At 70.6% G+C, this 16,635-nt stretch carries 20 protein-coding genes; 12 read left to right on the forward strand and 8 right to left on the reverse strand.

Translation table 11 applies throughout. The features are described from left to right. Positions 1-106 precede the first annotated feature (106 nt). The 4 genes from EES42_RS42620 to EES42_RS42635 all read left to right on the forward strand — a co-directional run bounded on the left by EES42_RS42620 (position 107) and on the right by EES42_RS42635 (position 3,469). The gene (locus EES42_RS42620) at positions 107-970 is read left to right on the forward strand and encodes a 3-hydroxyacyl-CoA dehydrogenase family protein (protein ID WP_124723583.1); all 864 of its coding nucleotides are present in this window, start codon (positions 107-109) and stop codon (positions 968-970) included. 68 nt (positions 971-1,038) lie between these two features. Beyond that, entirely contained in the window at positions 1,039-1,905 is an 867-nt protein-coding gene (locus EES42_RS42625; protein WP_206433924.1) for an NmrA family NAD(P)-binding protein, read from the forward strand. Between the two features lie 142 nt (positions 1,906-2,047). Then, positions 2,048-3,046 (forward strand): AraC family transcriptional regulator, encoded by a 999-nt coding sequence (locus EES42_RS42630; protein ID WP_124723584.1) that lies wholly within the window; start codon positions 2,048-2,050, stop codon positions 3,044-3,046. A 75-nt stretch (positions 3,047-3,121) separates the two neighbouring features. Next, positions 3,122-3,469, forward strand: a complete 348-nt coding sequence (locus EES42_RS42635; protein WP_124723585.1) for a DUF1772 domain-containing protein — start codon at positions 3,122-3,124, stop codon at positions 3,467-3,469. A gap of 77 nt (positions 3,470-3,546) precedes the next feature. Here EES42_RS42635 and EES42_RS45405 read toward each other — a convergent pair whose 3' ends face one another. Further along, entirely contained in the window at positions 3,547-3,684 is a 138-nt protein-coding gene (locus EES42_RS45405) for a hypothetical protein (RefSeq protein ID WP_164495565.1), read from the reverse strand. 96 nt (positions 3,685-3,780) lie between these two features. On the opposite strand from EES42_RS45405, the gene EES42_RS42640 reads away from it, so the two are divergent. Continuing rightward, entirely contained in the window at positions 3,781-4,368 is a 588-nt protein-coding gene (locus EES42_RS42640) for a TetR/AcrR family transcriptional regulator (RefSeq protein ID WP_124723586.1), read from the forward strand. A gap of 12 nt (positions 4,369-4,380) precedes the next feature. On the opposite strand, the gene EES42_RS42645 is transcribed toward EES42_RS42640, so the two are convergent. Then, positions 4,381-4,593, reverse strand: a complete 213-nt coding sequence (locus tag EES42_RS42645) for a DUF5988 family protein (protein WP_124723587.1) — start codon at positions 4,591-4,593, stop codon at positions 4,381-4,383. Positions 4,594-4,732: 139 nt separating this feature from the next. On the opposite strand from EES42_RS42645, the gene EES42_RS42650 reads away from it, so the two are divergent. The 3 genes from EES42_RS42650 to EES42_RS42660 are packed head-to-tail and all read left to right on the forward strand — an operon-like array spanning position 4,733 to position 7,258. Next, entirely contained in the window at positions 4,733-5,065 is a 333-nt protein-coding gene (locus EES42_RS42650; protein ID WP_124723588.1) for a hypothetical protein, read from the forward strand. Between the two features lie 57 nt (positions 5,066-5,122). After that, positions 5,123-6,688 carry a helix-turn-helix domain-containing protein gene (locus tag EES42_RS42655; RefSeq protein ID WP_124723589.1) on the forward strand — a complete coding sequence of 522 codons (1,566 nt, stop codon included), beginning with the start codon at positions 5,123-5,125 and terminating at the stop codon, positions 6,686-6,688. Continuing rightward, positions 6,689-7,258 (forward strand): transcriptional regulator, encoded by a 570-nt coding sequence (locus EES42_RS42660; protein ID WP_124723590.1) that lies wholly within the window; start codon positions 6,689-6,691, stop codon positions 7,256-7,258. It begins immediately after the preceding gene. 195 nt (positions 7,259-7,453) lie between these two features. Here EES42_RS42660 and EES42_RS42670 read toward each other — a convergent pair whose 3' ends face one another. The 5 genes from EES42_RS42670 to EES42_RS42685 all read right to left on the reverse strand — a co-directional run bounded on the left by EES42_RS42670 (position 7,454) and on the right by EES42_RS42685 (position 11,329). Next, on the reverse strand, positions 7,454-8,227 hold the full coding sequence (locus EES42_RS42670) for an SAM-dependent methyltransferase (RefSeq protein WP_124723591.1): 774 nt from the start codon (positions 8,225-8,227) through the stop codon (positions 7,454-7,456). After that, the gene (locus EES42_RS45410; RefSeq protein WP_164495566.1) at positions 8,224-8,385 is read right to left on the reverse strand and encodes a hypothetical protein; all 162 of its coding nucleotides are present in this window, start codon (positions 8,383-8,385) and stop codon (positions 8,224-8,226) included. The genes EES42_RS42670 and EES42_RS45410 overlap by 4 nt, the downstream gene beginning before the upstream one ends. Before the next feature lie 259 nt (positions 8,386-8,644). Then, a complete protein-coding gene (locus tag EES42_RS42675) occupies positions 8,645-9,424 on the reverse strand; it encodes a DUF4232 domain-containing protein (RefSeq protein WP_124723592.1) in 780 nt (259 codons plus the stop codon). Positions 9,425-9,590: 166 nt separating this feature from the next. Continuing rightward, entirely contained in the window at positions 9,591-10,364 is a 774-nt protein-coding gene (locus EES42_RS42680) for an ABC transporter permease subunit (RefSeq protein ID WP_124723593.1), read from the reverse strand. Beyond that, entirely contained in the window at positions 10,361-11,329 is a 969-nt protein-coding gene (locus tag EES42_RS42685; RefSeq protein ID WP_124723594.1) for an ABC transporter ATP-binding protein, read from the reverse strand. Before EES42_RS42685 ends, EES42_RS42680 begins: the two co-directional genes overlap by 4 nt. Positions 11,330-11,508: 179 nt before the next feature. Here EES42_RS42685 and EES42_RS42690 point away from each other — a divergent pair, with 179 nt between their 5' ends. Continuing rightward, positions 11,509-12,702 (forward strand): sensor histidine kinase, encoded by a 1,194-nt coding sequence (locus EES42_RS42690; protein WP_241196963.1) that lies wholly within the window; start codon positions 11,509-11,511, stop codon positions 12,700-12,702. Continuing rightward, complete coding sequence (locus tag EES42_RS42695; protein ID WP_124723595.1) at positions 12,699-13,406, forward strand: response regulator; 708 nt, start codon at positions 12,699-12,701, stop codon at positions 13,404-13,406. Before EES42_RS42690 ends, EES42_RS42695 begins: the two co-directional genes overlap by 4 nt. A gap of 84 nt (positions 13,407-13,490) precedes the next feature. Here EES42_RS42695 and EES42_RS42700 read toward each other — a convergent pair whose 3' ends face one another. Beyond that, positions 13,491-14,066, reverse strand: coding sequence for a chloramphenicol phosphotransferase CPT family protein (locus EES42_RS42700; protein WP_124723596.1), 576 nt, complete (start codon positions 14,064-14,066; stop codon positions 13,491-13,493). A gap of 259 nt (positions 14,067-14,325) precedes the next feature. Here EES42_RS42700 and EES42_RS42705 point away from each other — a divergent pair, with 259 nt between their 5' ends. Both EES42_RS42705 and EES42_RS42710 read left to right on the forward strand, forming a co-directional pair. Beyond that, entirely contained in the window at positions 14,326-15,642 is a 1,317-nt protein-coding gene (locus tag EES42_RS42705; protein WP_124723597.1) for an amidohydrolase, read from the forward strand. A gap of 165 nt (positions 15,643-15,807) precedes the next feature. Beyond that, positions 15,808-16,476 carry a class I SAM-dependent methyltransferase gene (locus tag EES42_RS42710; protein WP_124723651.1) on the forward strand — a complete coding sequence of 223 codons (669 nt, stop codon included), beginning with the start codon at positions 15,808-15,810 and terminating at the stop codon, positions 16,474-16,476. The last annotated feature ends 159 nt before the right edge of the window (positions 16,477-16,635 follow it).

Below are 16,635 nucleotides of genomic sequence, written 5' to 3' on the forward strand. Positions count from 1 at the left end.
TGGGGACGGCCCCGGTTGCTGCTGCCGGGGGAGCGGCCGAGACTGTCGAGGAGCCCGGCGGCTGCGCACCGGGGACGCATGCTGTCTGCCCGAGAGCAGGAAGAACATGGCCTTCACCGTTCCCACCGATGTCGAGAACCGTCCGGTCGCCGTCATCGGATCCGGCACTCTGGGCCGCAGGATCGCCCTGATGTTCGCCACCCGCGGTGGTGAGGTCCGTATCTACGACAAGTCGAAGGAAGCGGGCGAGGCAGCACGCGCCTACGTGGCGGAGAACGTGGCCGAGGTCGCCGCCGGGATCGAGGGCGGCTTCCCGGGGCGGGCCAGTGTCACGGACGACATGGCGGAGGCGCTCGCCGGAGCCTGGCTCGTGGTCGAGGCCGTCCCCGAGCGCCTCGATCTGAAGAAGAGCATCTACGGCGAGCTGGACCGTCTCGCCGACCCCGACACCATCCTGGCCAGCAACTCCTCCTCGTACCCGACCAGCCAGTTCATCGACGAGGTCAAGCACCCCGAGCGGGTGCTGAACATGCACTTCTACATGCCGCCCCAGCAGAACGCGATCGACATCATGTCGGACGGCCACACCGACCGGGCGATCATCGACCTGCTGGAGCGCGAACTGCCGCGCTACGGCGTGTACCCCTTCGAGGCGCACAAGGAGTCGACGGGCTTCATCTTCAACCGCATCTGGGCCGCCATCAAGCGCGAGTCCCTGGAGGTGGTCGCCGAGGGCGTCTCCACTCCGCAGGACGTCGACAGGATGTGGCAGATCAACATGGGCACGCCCGCGGGGCCGTTCCGCATGATGGACCATGTCGGCCTCGACGTCGTCCTGGACATCGAGAACCACTACGCCGTCGAGCGCCCCGACCTGCCCGCCGGACCGCGCGAACTGCTGAAGAAGTACGTGGACGCCGGGCACCTCGGGGTCAAGACCGGCCAGGGCTTCTACGACGACTACGCGTAGACGCACGCGTATGTAGTTGAGCGTTGTGGCTATGGTTCGTCTCGCCGCGTCGGAGTTGACTGATCCGCATGACGAACGAACAGAACATTCAGCAGAGCAGCATTCAGCAGAACACCGAGCAGACCGGCCCGAAGACGATCCTGGTGATCGGCGGCACCGGCAAGACCGGGAGCCGGGTGGCGGAGCGGCTCACCGCACAGGGGCTGCCGGTGCGTGTGGGATCCCGCAACGGCGAACCGCCCTTCGTGTGGGAGGACCCCGACACCTGGGAGGCGGCGCTCGACGGCGTCGGATCCGTATACGTCACCTACTACCCCGACCTCGGGTTCCCGGGGGCGGCCGAAGCCGTCGGCGCCTTCTCCGAGCTCGCCGTGAAGAAGGGCGCGCGCCGGCTGGTGCTGCTCGCCGGACGCGGTGAGGACGGCGCGGTCAACAGCGAGAACAAGCTCAAGGAGTCGGGCGCCGACTGGACCGTCGTACGGGCCAGCTGGTTCAACCAGAACTTCAGCGAGAGCTTCTTCCTGGATCCGGTACTCGCCGGCGACCTGACGCTGCCGACCGCCGATGCCGTGGAGCCGTTCGTGGACGTCGAGGACGTCGCCGATGTCGTCACCGCCGCCCTCACCGACGACAGGCACATCGGCAGGACGTACGAGCTGTCCGGTCCCCGGTCGCTGAGCTTCCGAGACGTGGCCGCCGAGCTGTCGCAGATCACCGGCCGGGAGATCACGTACACCCCGGTCACCCTCGACGACTACCGGGCATTCCTGCGGGAGAATGGGATGCCCGTCGAGTTCGCCGACCTGTTCGCCCTGATCCTCGACGGGCGCAACGCCGATGTCGTCAACGGTGTGGAGGAGGTACTCGGCCGCAAGCCGCGCGACTTCTCCGCGTTCGCGAAGGATGCCGCCGCCACCGGTGTCTGGAACGTCTGACGACGCCAGGCAGCACCCTGGCACCATCTGAGAGCGCCGGTACGGATCGCCGGCATGGATCGGTCGGTGCGGGTCGCCGGCACGGATCATCGGCACGGATCCTGCCCGGTGCCGCACCCGCAAGCCGAATGGGGATCACCACATGGACGTGCTCACCGGACTCCTGGACGGGCCGAAGGCGCGCGGCGCCTTCCTGCTCAAGTCCGTCTTCGACCCGCCCTGGTCGCTCCGTGTCGAGGACCGCGCTCCGATCTCCCTGGCCACCATGGTCCAGGGCAGCGCCTGGGTGATGCCGGACGGCGGGGTGCCGGCCCTCATCGGTCCCGGCGACATCGCCGTGCTGCGGGGCCCGGACCCGTACACGATCGCCGACGCGCAGGACACCCCCGTCCAGATCACCGTCGGCCCCGACCAGCGCTGCAACACCACCGTCGGCGAGGACGTCACCGACACGATGGCACTGGGGGTGCGGGCCTGGGGCGACCCGCTCGGGCAGGGCTCGTCCGTGATGCTCAGCGGTACGTACCAGGCGCCCGGCGAGATCGGCCGTCGGCTGCTGGGAGCCCTGCCCACCCTCCTGGTGCGGCCCGCCGCCCTCGACGACACCCCGCTCGTGGATCTGCTGGCCGAGGAGATCGGCCGCGACGAGCCGGGACAGGAGCTGGTCCTCGACCGCCTCCTCGACCTGCTCTTCGTCAGTGTGCTGCGCGCCTGGCTTGCCGAGCCGGACGCCGGTGCGCCGGCCTGGTACCACGCCCGGTCCGACCCCAGGGTGGGGCCCGCGCTGCGATTTCTGCACGGTGATCCGGCCCATGCGTGGACGGTGGATTCGCTGGCCCGCAAGGTCGGCGTCTCCCGGGCGGGTCTCGCCCGCCGCTTCGCCGAGGTCGTGGGGGAGCCGCCGATGACGTACCTGGCCTCCTTGCGGCTGGCCATGGCCGCCGACCTGCTGCGCGAATCGGACGTCACGGTGGCCACGGCGGCGCACCAGGTGGGCTACAGCAGCGCGTTCGCGCTGAGCGCGGCCTTCAAGAGGGTGCGGGGGGTCAGCCCGCAGGAGTACCGCAGGAGCGGTGCTTCGCAGGTCGTCCTGCCCACGGCGACACCGTCCCGGACCGTGGTACTGGGCAGCGGCGGCTGACGGCCCGGTCCGCTCCCGTCACCTCCCGCACGATTCTCGTAGCTCGTAGCTCGTAGCTCGTAGCTCGCAACCTGCATCCCGCATTTTGCACTTGTCTTTCTCGGCGCGCTCGCCGTGACGGTGGCCGTTGCCGCGATCGAGTACCGCAAGGGGCGCCGTACGGTCGCCCTGTGGGCGGGGGTCGCCGCCGCGCTCTACGTGGTGGCGCTGGCGGTCACGTTCGCGGTGAACATCTCTCTGAACAACGAGCTCGCCGCGAGCGGTGACCCGGCGAGGGCCGGGGACCTGTCGGTCGTCGACAGGTTCAAGGAGGTCTGGGAGACGACCAACATCATGCGCACGCTGCTGTGCACCGCCGCCCTGGGCTGCCTGGCGCACTGCCTGAAACTGCACGGCCGCGGAGCGGCCGGTGTTCCGGACTGATCGTCCGGTGGTCGTGTTGTGCCGACCGACACCGGCCATCCGCGGCCTGGTTGCGCTGTGTTGGGCTCCCGCCCCGGTCACCGCCGGGTGCCGGGCTTGGGGAGCGGTCGGGGGCGGGGGACCGAACGGGGCTTCAGCGGCTGGGGGCCGCGGCCGCCGAGGTTGAACTCGGTGAAGGTGCCGGCGCCGTGCCGGGCGGTGAAACGAACTCGCAAGTTGACTCCTGTGTGTGACTGCGATGTACCCTCCATTTAGAGTGCTTTGAACGTAGTACTTCACCTGAAGTGGTGTCAACGTCTTTGGAGGATCTCATGCGTCAGAACCCGGCCCGCCGTGCCGCGTTGCTCGACGCGGCCATCGAAGTGCTGGCCGCCGAGGGCTCGCGCGGGCTGACCTTGCGGGCCGTGGACGCCAAGGCACAGGTGCCTGTCGGTACCTGCTCCAACTACTTCGCCAACCGCGCCGAACTGCTGCGGCAGATCATGGAACGCACCCGCGAGCGCCTGACGCCGGACCCGGCGGAGGTCGCCGAGGCCCTGGCCGCCCCGTCGTCCCCCGAACTGGTCGCGCAATTTCTGCGCGACGTCTACCGGCGCATGGATGCCGACCGCAGCAGCTACCTCGCCATGATGGAGCTGCGCCTGGAGGGTGTCCGCCGCCCCGAACTGGGCGCCGAGCTCAACAGGAGCTTCCGCGTGGCGCTGGAGGAGAACATCCGCTTCCATCTGGACGCGGGGCTGCCCGGCGACCGGGTCGATGTCACCCTGCTGTACCTCGCCGTGCACGGCATGATCGTGGACGACCTCACCGTGCCCGACGTCCTCGCGGGTTCTGCCGGCGAACTGATCGACGAGCTGTGCCGACGCCTCCTGCCCCGCGGCGCGGCGGAAAATGCCTGAGCGAAGGCGGGCCTACCCGGGGACCTCCGTGCGCTCCCACCATTCGTAGACGGGCAACTGCCCCTCGGCCGTTTCGCGGTGGCGTGCCGTGGCCCTGAAGTGTTCGTACCCGCCACGGAACGGGATCTTGATATCGGGTCCGGGGCCGGGTGCGGTGAGGGGGACGATCCGGTCGGGGAGATCGTCGGGGCCGCCTTCTAGGACTGCTTTCGGTGCGTCGGTCATGGCGAGAGTTTCTCCGGGTGGTGGTCCGGCTCCTCCGTGACGCGCCGAAGGGCTCACCGCCGCCCGCCGTGCCCCACTCCGACGGCGCGCATGGTAACTTCGTAACAAGTTGAACAGTATCCCTCCGGGAGGTGCGCGGGTGCTGCAGATCCAGATCGGTGCCGAGCGTGCGGCGGACCCGGACGACCGTCTGATGCGGACCACCCTCGGGTGGCGCCGGGGCATGAGCGAGGACGAGGCGTGGGAAGCCGGGCGTGGCATCTGGAAGTTCAACGCCGACCGGGCCCTGTCGCAGGACGAGGTGCAGATCATCAACACCGAGGGCACGGTCCTCGCGGTCGCGAGGATCATCGGCATCTCCAAGCACGGTGACCGTTACGCTCTTGAGGGCGAGCTCCTGCGTGACGACCCCCGTGTCGGCCGCCCGACCGGTAGTCCGCATCTGTCCCGCAACCCCGTCACCTACATCTGACGCCCATGACACCGACGGGCCCCATGACATTTCGGCCGCCGCGAAGGGAGCGCTCCGGTGAGTGACTTCGACGCCATCGACGCGCTGCTCGCGGACGTCGGCCCGCAGGCCGAACTCCCGCCGCCGGACGTCCGGCGCGAGCTGCGGGAGCAGGCCAGGCTCTCCAAGGCCCAGGTGGCCCGAGCGCTCGGCGTGAGCCCCAGCACGGTCGGCGCGTGGGAGGGCGGCCGCGACCCGTCGGACGAGATCCGCGCCAAGTACGCGTATCTGCTGGACGGGCTGGCCGCCAAGTTCCCCACCGAGCCGGCACCGGAAGCGCCGCCCTCGGAGGACGAGGACGAAGCCGGGGACGAGAGCGAGAGCGAGGCCGGGGACGAAGCCGGGGACGAGGTGGAGTCCCTCGTCGCTCCCGAGGCGTGCGTGCTGTGCGGAGCACCGGCCACGCACCGGGTGGCGGGCTTCGCCCAGCACCTGGACCCGTCCGACTGCCGCCCCGCGACCGCCACCGGCACGCAGCCTGCCGGCACGCAGCCTGCCGGTGCGCAGCCCAAAACGAAGTCCACCGGTCCGGCCCCCGAAACCGCTCCGCACTCCGCCCAGCGCCCCCGGAGCCCGGCCAAGCGCGCGTTCCAGGAGCAGTCCGGGCCCGCGGACCTGATCGGTCAGACCGTGCAGGCGGCGCTCGCCGAGCACCGGGGCGATGTCGAGGCGACCCTCGCGGCGCTGCTGAAGCGGGCGATCCCGGACGCGATGCGGCTGCTCGACGAGACCCGCAAGGGCGCGCGGTACGACATCGTCGCGCACCCGTGGATCCCGGACATCCTCCGCAAGCAGACCTCCAAGGGCGCGGACCGGATCTGGGAGGCACGTCCGAAGTGGACCCGTCATGAACTGCCGCCCGGCCGCCACGAGGTGACCGCGCTCGACATCAACGGCGCCTACCTCTCCGCCCTGAAGACCCACCTCCCGCTCGGCCAGCTGGAACACAGCGCCGGATTCGCCCACGACCGCCGCCGCGCCGGCGTCCACCTCATCACCCCGCCCGCGTGGGAACACGAAGCCGTGCTGCCCAACCCGATCGGCAACCGGGACGAGCCCGGCCCGCTGTGGGTCACCGAACCGACCCTGCGCCTCCTGCTGCGCCTCTCCGGCCCGAAGCACGCTCTGTGCGAGCCCCCGGAGATCCACGAGTCGTACACGTCCGGGGCGACGGAGAACCTGCTGGAGAAGTTCCGCGTCGCCCTCAAGGAGGCCAGGGACACGGCGATCGCCGCCGACGACGAGGTGACGCTGGAGTACGTGAAGGCGATGTACTCGAAGTTCGTCTCCACGATGGGGGAGTCGAACTACAACCGGGAGCTCTACCGCCCGGACTGGATGCACATCATCCGCAGCCAGGCGTTCTCCAACCTCTGGATGAAGGCCCTCAAGGCCCACGACGAGGGACTCACCGTCGTACGAGCGATGGGCACCGACGAGCTCCACGTCATCGGCGACTGGCACCGTGTCTTTCCCGAGGGCCGCGGTGTGACCGAGGTCAAGATGAAGGACATCTACACCGCGGGCGTCGATGCTGCCGATGCCGTCGATGACACCGGGGACATGTCGGGGGAGGAGGAGTAGATGCCCGAGAGGACCATCGACTTCGGGAAGTTCGGCGCCCGGGGCATCAAGGGCAGTGACGCCGTCGCACGCAAGCTCGACGAGCTGTCGGGCGGCATCGTCACTCCGGTGACCGTGAAGCGCGGTCTGATGGCGCGTCTGCACTACCTCACGAAGACGGAACACAGCCGCCGGGCGGCCAGGGACGCCGGACTGACGGTGACCGACCGCACGCTGAAGGCATGGCTGGACGAGAGGCGCAGTCCGACGAAGGCCAATCTGGAACGCATCGAGGCCGCCTACCGTCAGGTGCGCCGCCAGAACGTCGCCCGCCACCTCCTCCGGCGCCTGAACGCCGACGGCGGGACACGGGTGGAGATCCACCCGCTCAACCAGTCGCAGGTGCCGCGACCGCTCCAGCGCATGGTGGAGTACCGCACGATGAACGTCCGCCGCTGGGACCGCATCGTCGAGGCCTGGGCCTCCGGCGACCACCAGGGCCTGGACGACGCCTGGGAGGACACCATCGTCGACCTGGGGTCGCAGTGGGGGCAGTACGAGTACGTCACCAACATCGGCTTCGCCGCGTAGCCGACCGCGCTACCCGACGGCCCTTGGGCAGATGCGGGACGCGGGAGTGTGGGACCGGATCGAGGACTGCCCAACCGCCGCGTGGGAGCGGCTGAGCGGTGCGGTGCCCGGAATCGGGAGCGCCGCGACCGTGCACGTCGTCCCGGTGCTCGGCACCGCTCGGTCTGCTCGGTCCGTTCGATCCGTTCGGTCTGCTCAGACCGTTCCGTCCACCGGGACCAGCGTGAGGTAGGCCATCCCGAGCACTCCCCGGTAGCCCCTCAGCCAGCTCGCCCGGTGCCGGTCGATGCGCTCGCGCGTCTCCTGCGCCAGCGGGTGGTCCGGGTGAGCGGCCAGCCACTCCTCCGCGTCCGACTGGTAGCCGGACTCGAAGTCCTCCCACTCGTCGTCGCCGGCCGTCTCGATCCAGAGCGGCCGGAACCCGGCGGCCACCGCCACGTCGACGAGGCCTGCCAGGTCGTGGTGTTCATCGGCACGGGCGTCCGGCCACATCGCGGCCAGTTCGGCGGAGGTGGGGGAGCGCTGCCAGAAGCCCTCGGCGAGCAGGACCTGCCCGCCGGGCGCGACGATCCGGCGCAGCGCACGCAGCGCGTCGGCGGTGTGCCGGGGCGGCTCCTCGTCACTGAGGGCGTGACTGGCCCCGAGACACAGGACGAGGTCGGCGGGCCTGTGGGACGTCTCCCCGGCGGATCCCTCGACGAACTCCACGCGGCCGGACAGCGCACGGGCCCCGGCATTCGCGCGTCCCCGGGCGAGGTCCTCGCCGTTGAGGTCGATGCCGATCCCGGTCGCCCCCGGCACCGCGTCGAGCACGCGGAGCATCAACTCCCCCCAGCCACAGCCGATGTCCAGGATCCGCGCCGGGGCGGCCCGGCCGAGCCTGTCGACGATCCGCGCGGCTCGCGCCTCGGAGAGCGGGCCGTGGAAGGTGAGCCGGGTCAGGCGCGGCGGAAGATCGGTTTCGGTCATGCGGCGCAGGCTAACGTCGACGGGCCCGCCCACGACACCGAGTTATCGCCCGCCGAGTCACCTCGTCCGCCGTCCTGGACCCAGGTCAGAACCGCCGAGCGCACCCGGACCTTCGTCGCGGGCTCCGAGGGGACCTGCCGCCCGTCGATCTCGTCCATACGGCTCAGGCTATCGGCCGCCGCGCAGTACCGGTTGGGGCCGCCGCCCGATGTTCGGGCGTCGAACGACCCGCGAGGAGCCAGGACATGCCCGGTCGCCCGAGCACGCGTTGACGCCTTGGGCCGTTCCGGCCCGCGCACACGGTGAGGGCGCAGCGCCCCGGACGGGGGAGTGTCCGGGGCGCTGCTGCATGTGGTGCGCGGCTCCTGTGCGTACGCGGCACTGCCGCTACGAACGCGTACCGCGCGGGCTGCCGTCTCAGAACTCGTCGGCGCCGTTGCGCAGCTCGTACGTCCAGTAGCCGGTCTTCGCGGCCGCGTCGTCGACCGCGATTCCGCCCTTGGGCGCGGCGACGGTCCTGCTGCCCTCGGCCGGGCCGTCGGCGGCGAAGAGGTTCACGTAGAAGGAGCTGACGGCGTGGTTCTTCTCGTCGACACCGCCGTTGTTGATCCGCACGGCCGCGTAGGCCGGGGTGCCGGCGTTCAGCACGATGGGGGTGCCGGGCTTGCTCTTGGCGACCGCCGGGACGTCCTTGGAGGTCTGGGGGAGGTCGCCGAACCCGAGCAGCGGGTACTGGAGCAGGGTGCAGGCGTGGCCCGAGATGTTGGTCGCGGTCAGTGTGATGTGCGTGGTCGGCAGGCCCGCCTGCTTGGCCGCGGAGATCTTCACGTCGTTGACGGTGCAGGCCGGGGCCTTGGCGGTGGCCTTCTTCTTGACGCCGGCCTGAACGACGGTGCCGGCGGAGGTGCCCGAGCCGGTGGTGCCGGAGGTGGAGGTGCCCGAGCCGGTGGTGCCGGAGCCGGTGGTCGTGGAACCGGTGGTGCCGGAGTCGGTGGTGGTCGAACCCGTCGTGCCCACGCCGCCGTTGCTGCTGCTGCCGCCACCGCTGCTCCCGCTCGTACCCTGCTCGGCGGAGACGGACGCGGCGGCCCCGTTGTCCTTCGAGCCGTCCTCGCCGCCGCAGGCGGTGAGCGTCAGGCTGAGGGCGGCCACGGCGGACGCGGCGAGTACGGCAGGGCGGCGGATGGACGTACGCATGTGGGGCTCCCCGTGTGATGCGGTCGGTGCGATGTGCGATGTGCGATGTGCGGTTGCTGCCGGGTGCGGCGGCTGGTCTGCTCATAGCTTTGGCCCCCTTCCTGCCGTTCTGCTGACGTCCGGCTGATGAACCACTGACGCACGGGGAACCGGGACCGGACGGCCGTCAGGCGTCCCGACCGCGCAGGACCAGGTAGCCGCTGATCAGCGCGGCTGCCGTCCAGGCCAGCAGAATGGCGAGGGCCGCGCCGGATCCATAGCCGGGGCCGTAGCGTCCGTCGCTGGACGGCCCGGCGATGTGCATCAGCTCCAGACCGGCCTGGTCGGGCAGATACCGCAGGACGGGCTTCAGGGCGGGGATGTTTCCGAGTCCCTGGGAGCCGAGGAACAGCAGCGGCAGCAGGATGCCCATCGCGACCGCCGAACTGCGTACGAAGGTCGCGATTCCCATGGAGAAGGCGCAGATCAGGGTCAGGTAGACGACGGCCCCGGCGAGCGCGGACGGGACTCCGTCCGCGCCGAGCCCGGTGCGGTACGGGCCGAGCGCCGCCTGTGCCGCGAGGAACGTGACGACGACGATCACCGTCGATCCGGCGAAGGCTGTCAGGGTGCCGGCCAGCACCTTGCCGCCGTAGAGCAGACCACGACGCGGTACCGCGGTCAGCGAGGTCCGGATCGATCCGGACGAGTACTCGGAACCTACGAGCAGCGCGCCCAGCACGACGAGGGCGAGCTGCCCGAGAGTCATGCTGTACAGGGCGGCGACCAGCGGATCGAAGTGGACGACGTGCTCGATGTCGGAGCGCCAGTCGAACGCGATGAGGGTGCCGATGCCGGTGCTGAGCACGAAGGCCAGCAGCAGGGTGTAACCGGTCGAGCGCACGGTCCACACCTTGGTCCATTCGGCGGCGAGAACCGCCCGGGGCGAGTTGCTGTTCATCGGTGTGTTCCTCCGGGCTGTTCCGTTCCAGGGTGCTTCGTACCGGGCAGATCGGCTTCCGGCCGCTGCGACCGGTACTCGACCGCGTCGGCGGTCAGCCGCATGAACGCCTCTTCCAGAGACGCGTGGGTACGGGTCACCTCGTGCACCGGCACCGCGTGTGCCGCGACGAGTTCGCCGACCCGCTCCGCGCTGGTGGCTGCGCGCAGGCTCCCGTCGGCGCAGTCGGCGACGACCTCGATCCCCGCGCCGGCCAGCACATCGCGCAGCCGCTCCGGTTCCGGCGTGCGCACCCGCACCCCCGCCTCCGTGTGCTCGTCGATGAACGCGGTCATGCCCGTGTCCGCGAGGAGCCGGCCGCGACCGATCACGACGAGGTGGTCGACGGTGAGCGCCGCCTCGCTCATCAGATGACTGGACATCAGGACGGTGCGTCCCTCGGCCGCCAGGTCCCGCAGGAGGCGCCGGATCCACAGGACACCCTCCGGGTCGAGCCCGTTGACCGGCTCGTCGAGCACCACGACGGCTGGTTCGCCGAGCAACGCCGCGGCGATTCCCAGCCGTTGGCCCATGCCCAGCGAGAACGTCCCCGCCCGCCGGTGCGCGGCGTCCTCCAGCCCGGCCAGCTCGATCACCTCATGGACACGGCGTGCCGGGATCCGGTTGCTCCGGGCCAGGCACCGCAGATGGTTCAGCGCGGTCCGGCCGGGGTGCACGGCCTCGGTGTCGAGCAGCGCACCCACCGTACGCAGCGGATCGCGCAGCTGCCGGTACGGTGTGCCGCCTATGCGCACCTCGCCGGCCGTCGGCCGGTCCAGGCCCAGCATCATGCGCATCGTGGTGGATTTTCCGGCGCCGTTGGGGCCCAGGAACCCGGTCACCAGGCCGGGTCGTACCCGGAAGCAGAGCCCATCCACCGCGGTGGTGTTCCCGTATCGCTTGGTCAGGTCGGTCACTTCGATCATGCCGGTGATGGTCCGCGACCCGCGGTTCCCACCGCATCAGGCCCGGGGTCGACGGCCTTTCCTCCACCCACGGGTGGAGACGGGCCGTCACAGGGGCCGTGCCTCCGACCGCAGGAGGAGCGCGCCGGGACAGCCTGGAGGCGGAGGCGGAGCGCCGTACGCCTGGTTAGGGTCGAGAAGTGCGAGCAGGTACTGAGGTGGACCCGGACGACGACCATCCGATCCTGGCTCGGCGGCTGAGCCGACGCCAACACATCGCCCTGGACTGCGCGTTCGTGTTCGTGTACGCGGCCGCGCTGCTGCTGACCGGTTCGACGGCCGCCCCGTACTCCACGGCCGCGGTGCCGTGGGAGCTGCCGGTGCTCATCGCCGCGGCCACCGCGCCGGTCGCCGTACGGAGGATCTGGCCGTTGCCCGTGTTCGTCCTCGTGCTGGTGGTGACCGTCGTCGCCGTCGTACGGGACGCCACATGGGATCCGTTCCTGTCGGCGGCGTACGCCATGTACACGGTCGCCCTCACCCTGCCGTCGCACCGTTGGTGGCAACGGTGGCTGCCCGGACTGGCGTTGGCGGCCCTGGCCCTGGCCGGCGCCGCCGGAGCGACGCACGCGGGCGACGCGTACTGGTGGCGCGGCGGCCCGGGGCTGCTGCTGCTCGGTCTCACCGCGCTGCTCGCCTCCTGGCAGCTGGGGCGGGCCGCGCGGCAGCGGCGTGCGTTCGCCGTCCGGGCGGCGCAGCAGCTCGCGCAGCGAGCCGTCGCGGAGGAGCGCCTGCGGGTCGCCCGCGAACTGCACGACGTCGTCACCCACAGCATGGGCCTGATCGCGGTCAAGGCCGGTGTCGCCAACCATGTCCTGCATGTCAGACCGCAGGAGGCGCACGACGCGTTGCAGATCATCGAACGCACCAGCCGCACCGCGCTGAACGACATGCGCCGGATGCTCGGTGTGCTGCGCACTTCCGAGGGCGAGCGGCAGCCGGTGTCCCTCGGCCCGGTCCCCGGAGCTGTCGCACTTCCCGAACTCGTCGGGCAGGCCGGTGCGCAGCTGACGGTGCGCGGTGTCGAGAACCTGCCCGACGGAGTCGCGCTGGCCGTCTACCGGATAGTCCAGGAGGCGCTGACCAACGTCGCCAAGCACGCCGGCCCGGAGCCCCATTGCCGGGTGGTGGTCGGTGCGAACGGCCACGAAGTCCGGATCGACATCACCGACGACGGCGACGGCCGGGCACCCCGGGCGAGGACGACGGGCGGCCATGGCATCGTCGGCATGCGCGAACGCGTCGCCATGTACGGCGGCACCCTCACCGCCGGACCGCGTCCGGAGGGCGGCTTCGCGGTGCACGCGTCCCTGCCGTACGAGGAGAGCCCATGACCCGCCCCGCCGATGTGTCCGCCGCCCCGATCCGGGTGCTGATCGCCGACGACCAGGCGCTGCTGCGCGGCAGCCTGCGGGTGCTCGTCGACGCCGAACCCGGCCTGGTGGCCACGTCGGAGGCGGCGAACGGCGCGGAGGCGGTGCGCGGCGCCCGGCAGGACCTGCCGGACGTGGTCCTGATGGACGTACGGATGCCCGGGCTGGACGGCATCGAGGCGACCCGGCAGATCTGCGGCTCTCCCGACACGGCGAACGTCAAGGTGCTGATACTGACGATGTTCGACCTGGACGAGTACGTCTACGCCGCGCTGCGGGCCGGTGCCGGCGGATTCCTGCTCAAGGACACGCCGCCCGCCGAACTGATCGCGGCGATCCGGGTCGTCGCCGCCGGCGACGCCCTGCTGGCACCGGCCGTGACCCGGCGCCTGATCGTGGAGTTCGCCCGTCGCCCACAACCTTCGCAGCCGTTGCCGCGCGCGCTGGACGGTGTGACCGGGCGCGAGCGCGAGGTCCTCACCCTTGTGGCCCGCGGCCTGTCCAACACCGAGATCGCCGAACGGCTGTATCTCGGCATCGCCACCGTGAAGACCCACGTCGGCCATCTGCTCACCAAGCTCGACTGCCGCGATCGCGCCCAGTTGGTGATCGTCGCGTACGAGAGCGGCCTGGTCACGGCTGCAAGGCCGCCGATCGGTCCGTGACGACCGGTTCCCGCCCGGAGCGGTGCGGGTTGCGGTCGGTGTGCGCCAGGAATCCGGGGCGACCGGCCACGTCCCGGACGTCACTCATGCGCCGGACCCGGAATTCGGCCGCATGCGTTCGAACGCGGTGGGTGTCGTCCGTCGGCGGAGGAACTCCTTGATGTCCCGGGCACACTCGGCCGGGCTCGCACTGCTGGTGTCGCACTCGATGTCGTTGACACCGTGGGAATGGACCTGGTCGAACTGGCCGGCGGCCAGTCCTGCCGGACGGTCACCGCGCGCCTGCTCCCGCCGCTCCAGCTCCGGCAGTGGACAGCGCACCGCGACGAGGACGACGTTCTGAGGGGGGAACAGGGCCAGACAGTCCTGGAGACGCCAGGGCTCGCTCAGGACGTGGTCCACGACGACGGTGTTGCCCGCGGCGGCCATGCCCGCGACCGCGCGGTGGAACCCCATCCAAGTGCGCTTGAGCGTGATGTTCAGCTGGTCCGGCGGCATCTCGGGCGTCGACCGCATGGCATGGAACGCGTCCACGGGCATGTGGAAGCACGGCTCGCCGAGGACCGCTACGAGCTCCCTGGCGATGCTCGACTTGCCCGAACTGGATGTGCCGTTCAGGAAGATGATCAGCCCGTCGGCCGCCTGCGGGTTCCGGTGCATTGTCCAACTCCTCTCGCCATTCGGCTCGTTCATTGGACCAGGTGCGTACGCCCGATGCGCCACTCGGGTTTTCGTATACCAATGTGTGCGAAGCGCGAGATTCGATAGGGAGCATTTCGGGCAAATGCTACGACTGTCTTCGGGACTCTTGCCTGGTATCTCGTCTTGGTATACAAACTGGATTCCAGTCCGCATCGGATGGACAAGGAACGGACAAGGGGCGCGGCCCCGATGTCTCGGACCAAGCCGAAGGAGTCCCATGACGCCCCCTCCCTCCCCGCCGTCCCGACGCGGTGTCCTCGCGGGTGCCGCGTCGCTGGCGGGCGCCGGTGTCGCCATGTCCGCGGGTGTCCCGTCGGCCGTGGCCGACTCCCGCGGCGAATCGCGCCGTGAGCCCCGCAACGCGGTGGTCTTCCGCGATGTGCGGCCCATGGGCGCGGCGAAGCCGGTGGACCTCGCGGTCGTCGACGGCCGCATCACCCGTGACCGGGCCCCCAGGGGCGCCAAGGTGATCGACGGCGGCGGGCGCATCGCCCTGCCGGCCCTGGTCGACGCGCACATCCACCCCGACAAGACGACGTGGGGCGGCGACTGGGTGTCGCGCAAGCCGGCCGACAGCATCGCCGAACTCGCCCAGCAGGACGCCGAGTTGTTCCGCAGCCAGCGTCGACCGGTGGCCGAGCGGGCGTACGGGCTCATGGCGCACGCCGTGACCCGGGGTACGAGGGCGATGCGGGCGCACGCCGACATCGCCCCGGCCTACGGCCTGGACTGTGTGGAAGGTCTGGGGCAGGCGCGCGAACGGCTCAGGCACGCGCTCGACGTACAGATCGTGGCCTTCCCGCAGCACGGCGTCATCCGCACCCCCGGCACCGCGGAGCTGCTCCGGGAGGTCGCCCGCAGCGGGATCGTGGACATGGTCGGCGGGCTCGACCCGATCAGCTTCGACCACGCCCTGGACGAGCAACTGGACCTGCTCTTCGGCCTCGCGGACCGGTACGGCGTCGGCGTCGACATCCACCTCCACGACCGGGGCGAGACCGGCCTGACGGTGCTGCGAGGCATCATCGACCGCACCCGGGCGCTGTCCCTGAAGGGCAGGGTGACCGTCAGCCACGTCTTCTGCCTGCCCGGCCTCTCCGACGCCGAACTGGCGAAGACCGCCGCGGACCTGAGCGATCTGGACATCGCCCTGACCACGGTGGCGCCGAGCGCGTCGCTGGTCCTGCCGATCGAGAAGCTGCGCGAGCACGGCGTACGGGTCGGGCTCGGCTCCGACGGGGTGCGCGACTCCTGGAGCCCCTTCGGCAACGCGGACATGTTCCACCGGACGCACCTGCTCGGCTGGGTCACGGACGTGCGCCTCGACAAGGAACTGTCCGCCTGTTACGAAGCCGGCGCGCACGGCGGCGCCGACGTCATGCGGCTGCCCCGCGCCGACCTCTCCCCGGGGTCGCCGGCCGACTTCGTGCTGCTCCGCGCCGAATGCCTGCCGCAGGTCGTGGTGGACATGCCCGCACGCGACATGGTCGTGCACGCCGGACGTGTGGTCGCCCGTGACGGCCGACTGGTCTGACGACTCTCGGCCCAGAGCCTCTCGCTGAACGACTCAAGGGCCGTTACGACTCAACGGCCGCTGAGCGACTCAACGGCCATGGGCACCGGGGCGGCGCCGCCGGACCTCCCGGTGCCCATGGCCGTAAGCCGATGCTCTTCGAAGCCGTCGCCCTATTGTTGCCCGATGCCTTCAAACCATATTGACCGTCCAGCAGATCTCGATACGGTCCGTGAGTCCTATGACCGGGTGGCCGACAACTACGCCCACATGGTGGTGACGACGGGAATGGGCGACATCCGTCGCCATCCATGGCTCAAGGCATCGATCGACGCCTTCGCCGACACGGTGAACGATCTCGGGCCCGTCCTCGACGTCGGCTGCGGGCCCGGCACGGTGACCGCCTACCTCGCAGAGCGCGGACTCGACGTGTCCGGGGTCGATCTCTCGCCCGGCATGATCGAAAACGCGCGCCGTCTCCATCCGGAATGCCGCTTCAGCGTCTCCTCCGCCACCGACCTCGACCTTGCGGAGGCCTCCCTCGGCGGCGTGCTCGGGTGGTGGTCCCTCTTCAACCTCCCCCGCGACATCCTTCCTCAGGTTCTCGCCATGTTCGCGCGGTCCCTGAAGCCAGGCGGCCACTTCATCACCGCGACGCACGTCGGCGACGAGGACTTCGTGCGCACCGACGCCTACGGAGGAGTGCCCGTTCGCTGGACCACGCACAAATGGCGGCCGGAGCAGTTCATGGACCTGATCGAGCAGGCCGGACTGCGCCCGGTCGCCGAACTCCGGCTCCCCGCGGATGAGCAGACCGGGCCGGGCCTGGTCATCATGGCCGAGCGCCCCGCCTGAACACCGGACGGGTGCTGAGCGGCTCCCCGGCTCCGACCGTCCGTCTCTCCGCCTGCCCGCCCGTCCCTCCGCCCCCACCGATCCCGGTGGCGTCCCGTCGCCCCCGTACGCGCATAGGGTGACGGGACGGCCCCGGACGAGGTCCGGGCGGCCGGGACA

This window comes from Streptomyces sp. ADI95-17 (assembly GCF_003846175.1).
Classification (GTDB): Bacteria; Actinomycetota; Actinomycetes; order Streptomycetales; family Streptomycetaceae; genus Streptomyces; species Streptomyces sanglieri.

Bases quoted from the DNA above. Each gene is read 5' to 3' on its own strand.
- EES42_RS42675 (WP_124723592.1), bottom strand. From the start codon at position 9,424: ATGCGTACGTCCATCCGCCGCCCTGCCGTACTCGCCGCGTCCGCCGTG.
- EES42_RS42680 (WP_124723593.1), bottom strand. From the start codon at position 10,364: ATGAACAGCAACTCGCCCCGGGCGGTTCTCGCCGCCGAATGGACCAAG.
- EES42_RS42700 (WP_124723596.1), bottom strand. From the start codon at position 14,066: ATGCACCGGAACCCGCAGGCGGCCGACGGGCTGATCATCTTCCTGAAC.
- EES42_RS42710 (WP_124723651.1), top strand. From the start codon at position 15,808: ATGCCTTCAAACCATATTGACCGTCCAGCAGATCTCGATACGGTCCGT.
- EES42_RS42705 (WP_124723597.1), top strand. From the start codon at position 14,326: ATGACGCCCCCTCCCTCCCCGCCGTCCCGACGCGGTGTCCTCGCGGGT.
- EES42_RS42685 (WP_124723594.1), bottom strand. From the start codon at position 11,329: ATGATCGAAGTGACCGACCTGACCAAGCGATACGGGAACACCACCGCG.
- EES42_RS45410 (WP_164495566.1), bottom strand. From the start codon at position 8,385: ATGGACGAGATCGACGGGCGGCAGGTCCCCTCGGAGCCCGCGACGAAG.
- EES42_RS42670 (WP_124723591.1), bottom strand. From the start codon at position 8,227: ATGACCGAAACCGATCTTCCGCCGCGCCTGACCCGGCTCACCTTCCAC.
- EES42_RS42645 (WP_124723587.1), bottom strand. From the start codon at position 4,593: ATGACCGACGCACCGAAAGCAGTCCTAGAAGGCGGCCCCGACGATCTC.
- EES42_RS42620 (WP_124723583.1), top strand. From the start codon at position 107: ATGGCCTTCACCGTTCCCACCGATGTCGAGAACCGTCCGGTCGCCGTC.
- EES42_RS42640 (WP_124723586.1), top strand. From the start codon at position 3,781: ATGCGTCAGAACCCGGCCCGCCGTGCCGCGTTGCTCGACGCGGCCATC.
- EES42_RS42695 (WP_124723595.1), top strand. From the start codon at position 12,699: ATGACCCGCCCCGCCGATGTGTCCGCCGCCCCGATCCGGGTGCTGATC.
- EES42_RS42630 (WP_124723584.1), top strand. From the start codon at position 2,048: ATGGACGTGCTCACCGGACTCCTGGACGGGCCGAAGGCGCGCGGCGCC.
- EES42_RS42625 (WP_206433924.1), top strand. From the start codon at position 1,039: ATGACGAACGAACAGAACATTCAGCAGAGCAGCATTCAGCAGAACACC.
- EES42_RS42660 (WP_124723590.1), top strand. From the start codon at position 6,689: ATGCCCGAGAGGACCATCGACTTCGGGAAGTTCGGCGCCCGGGGCATC.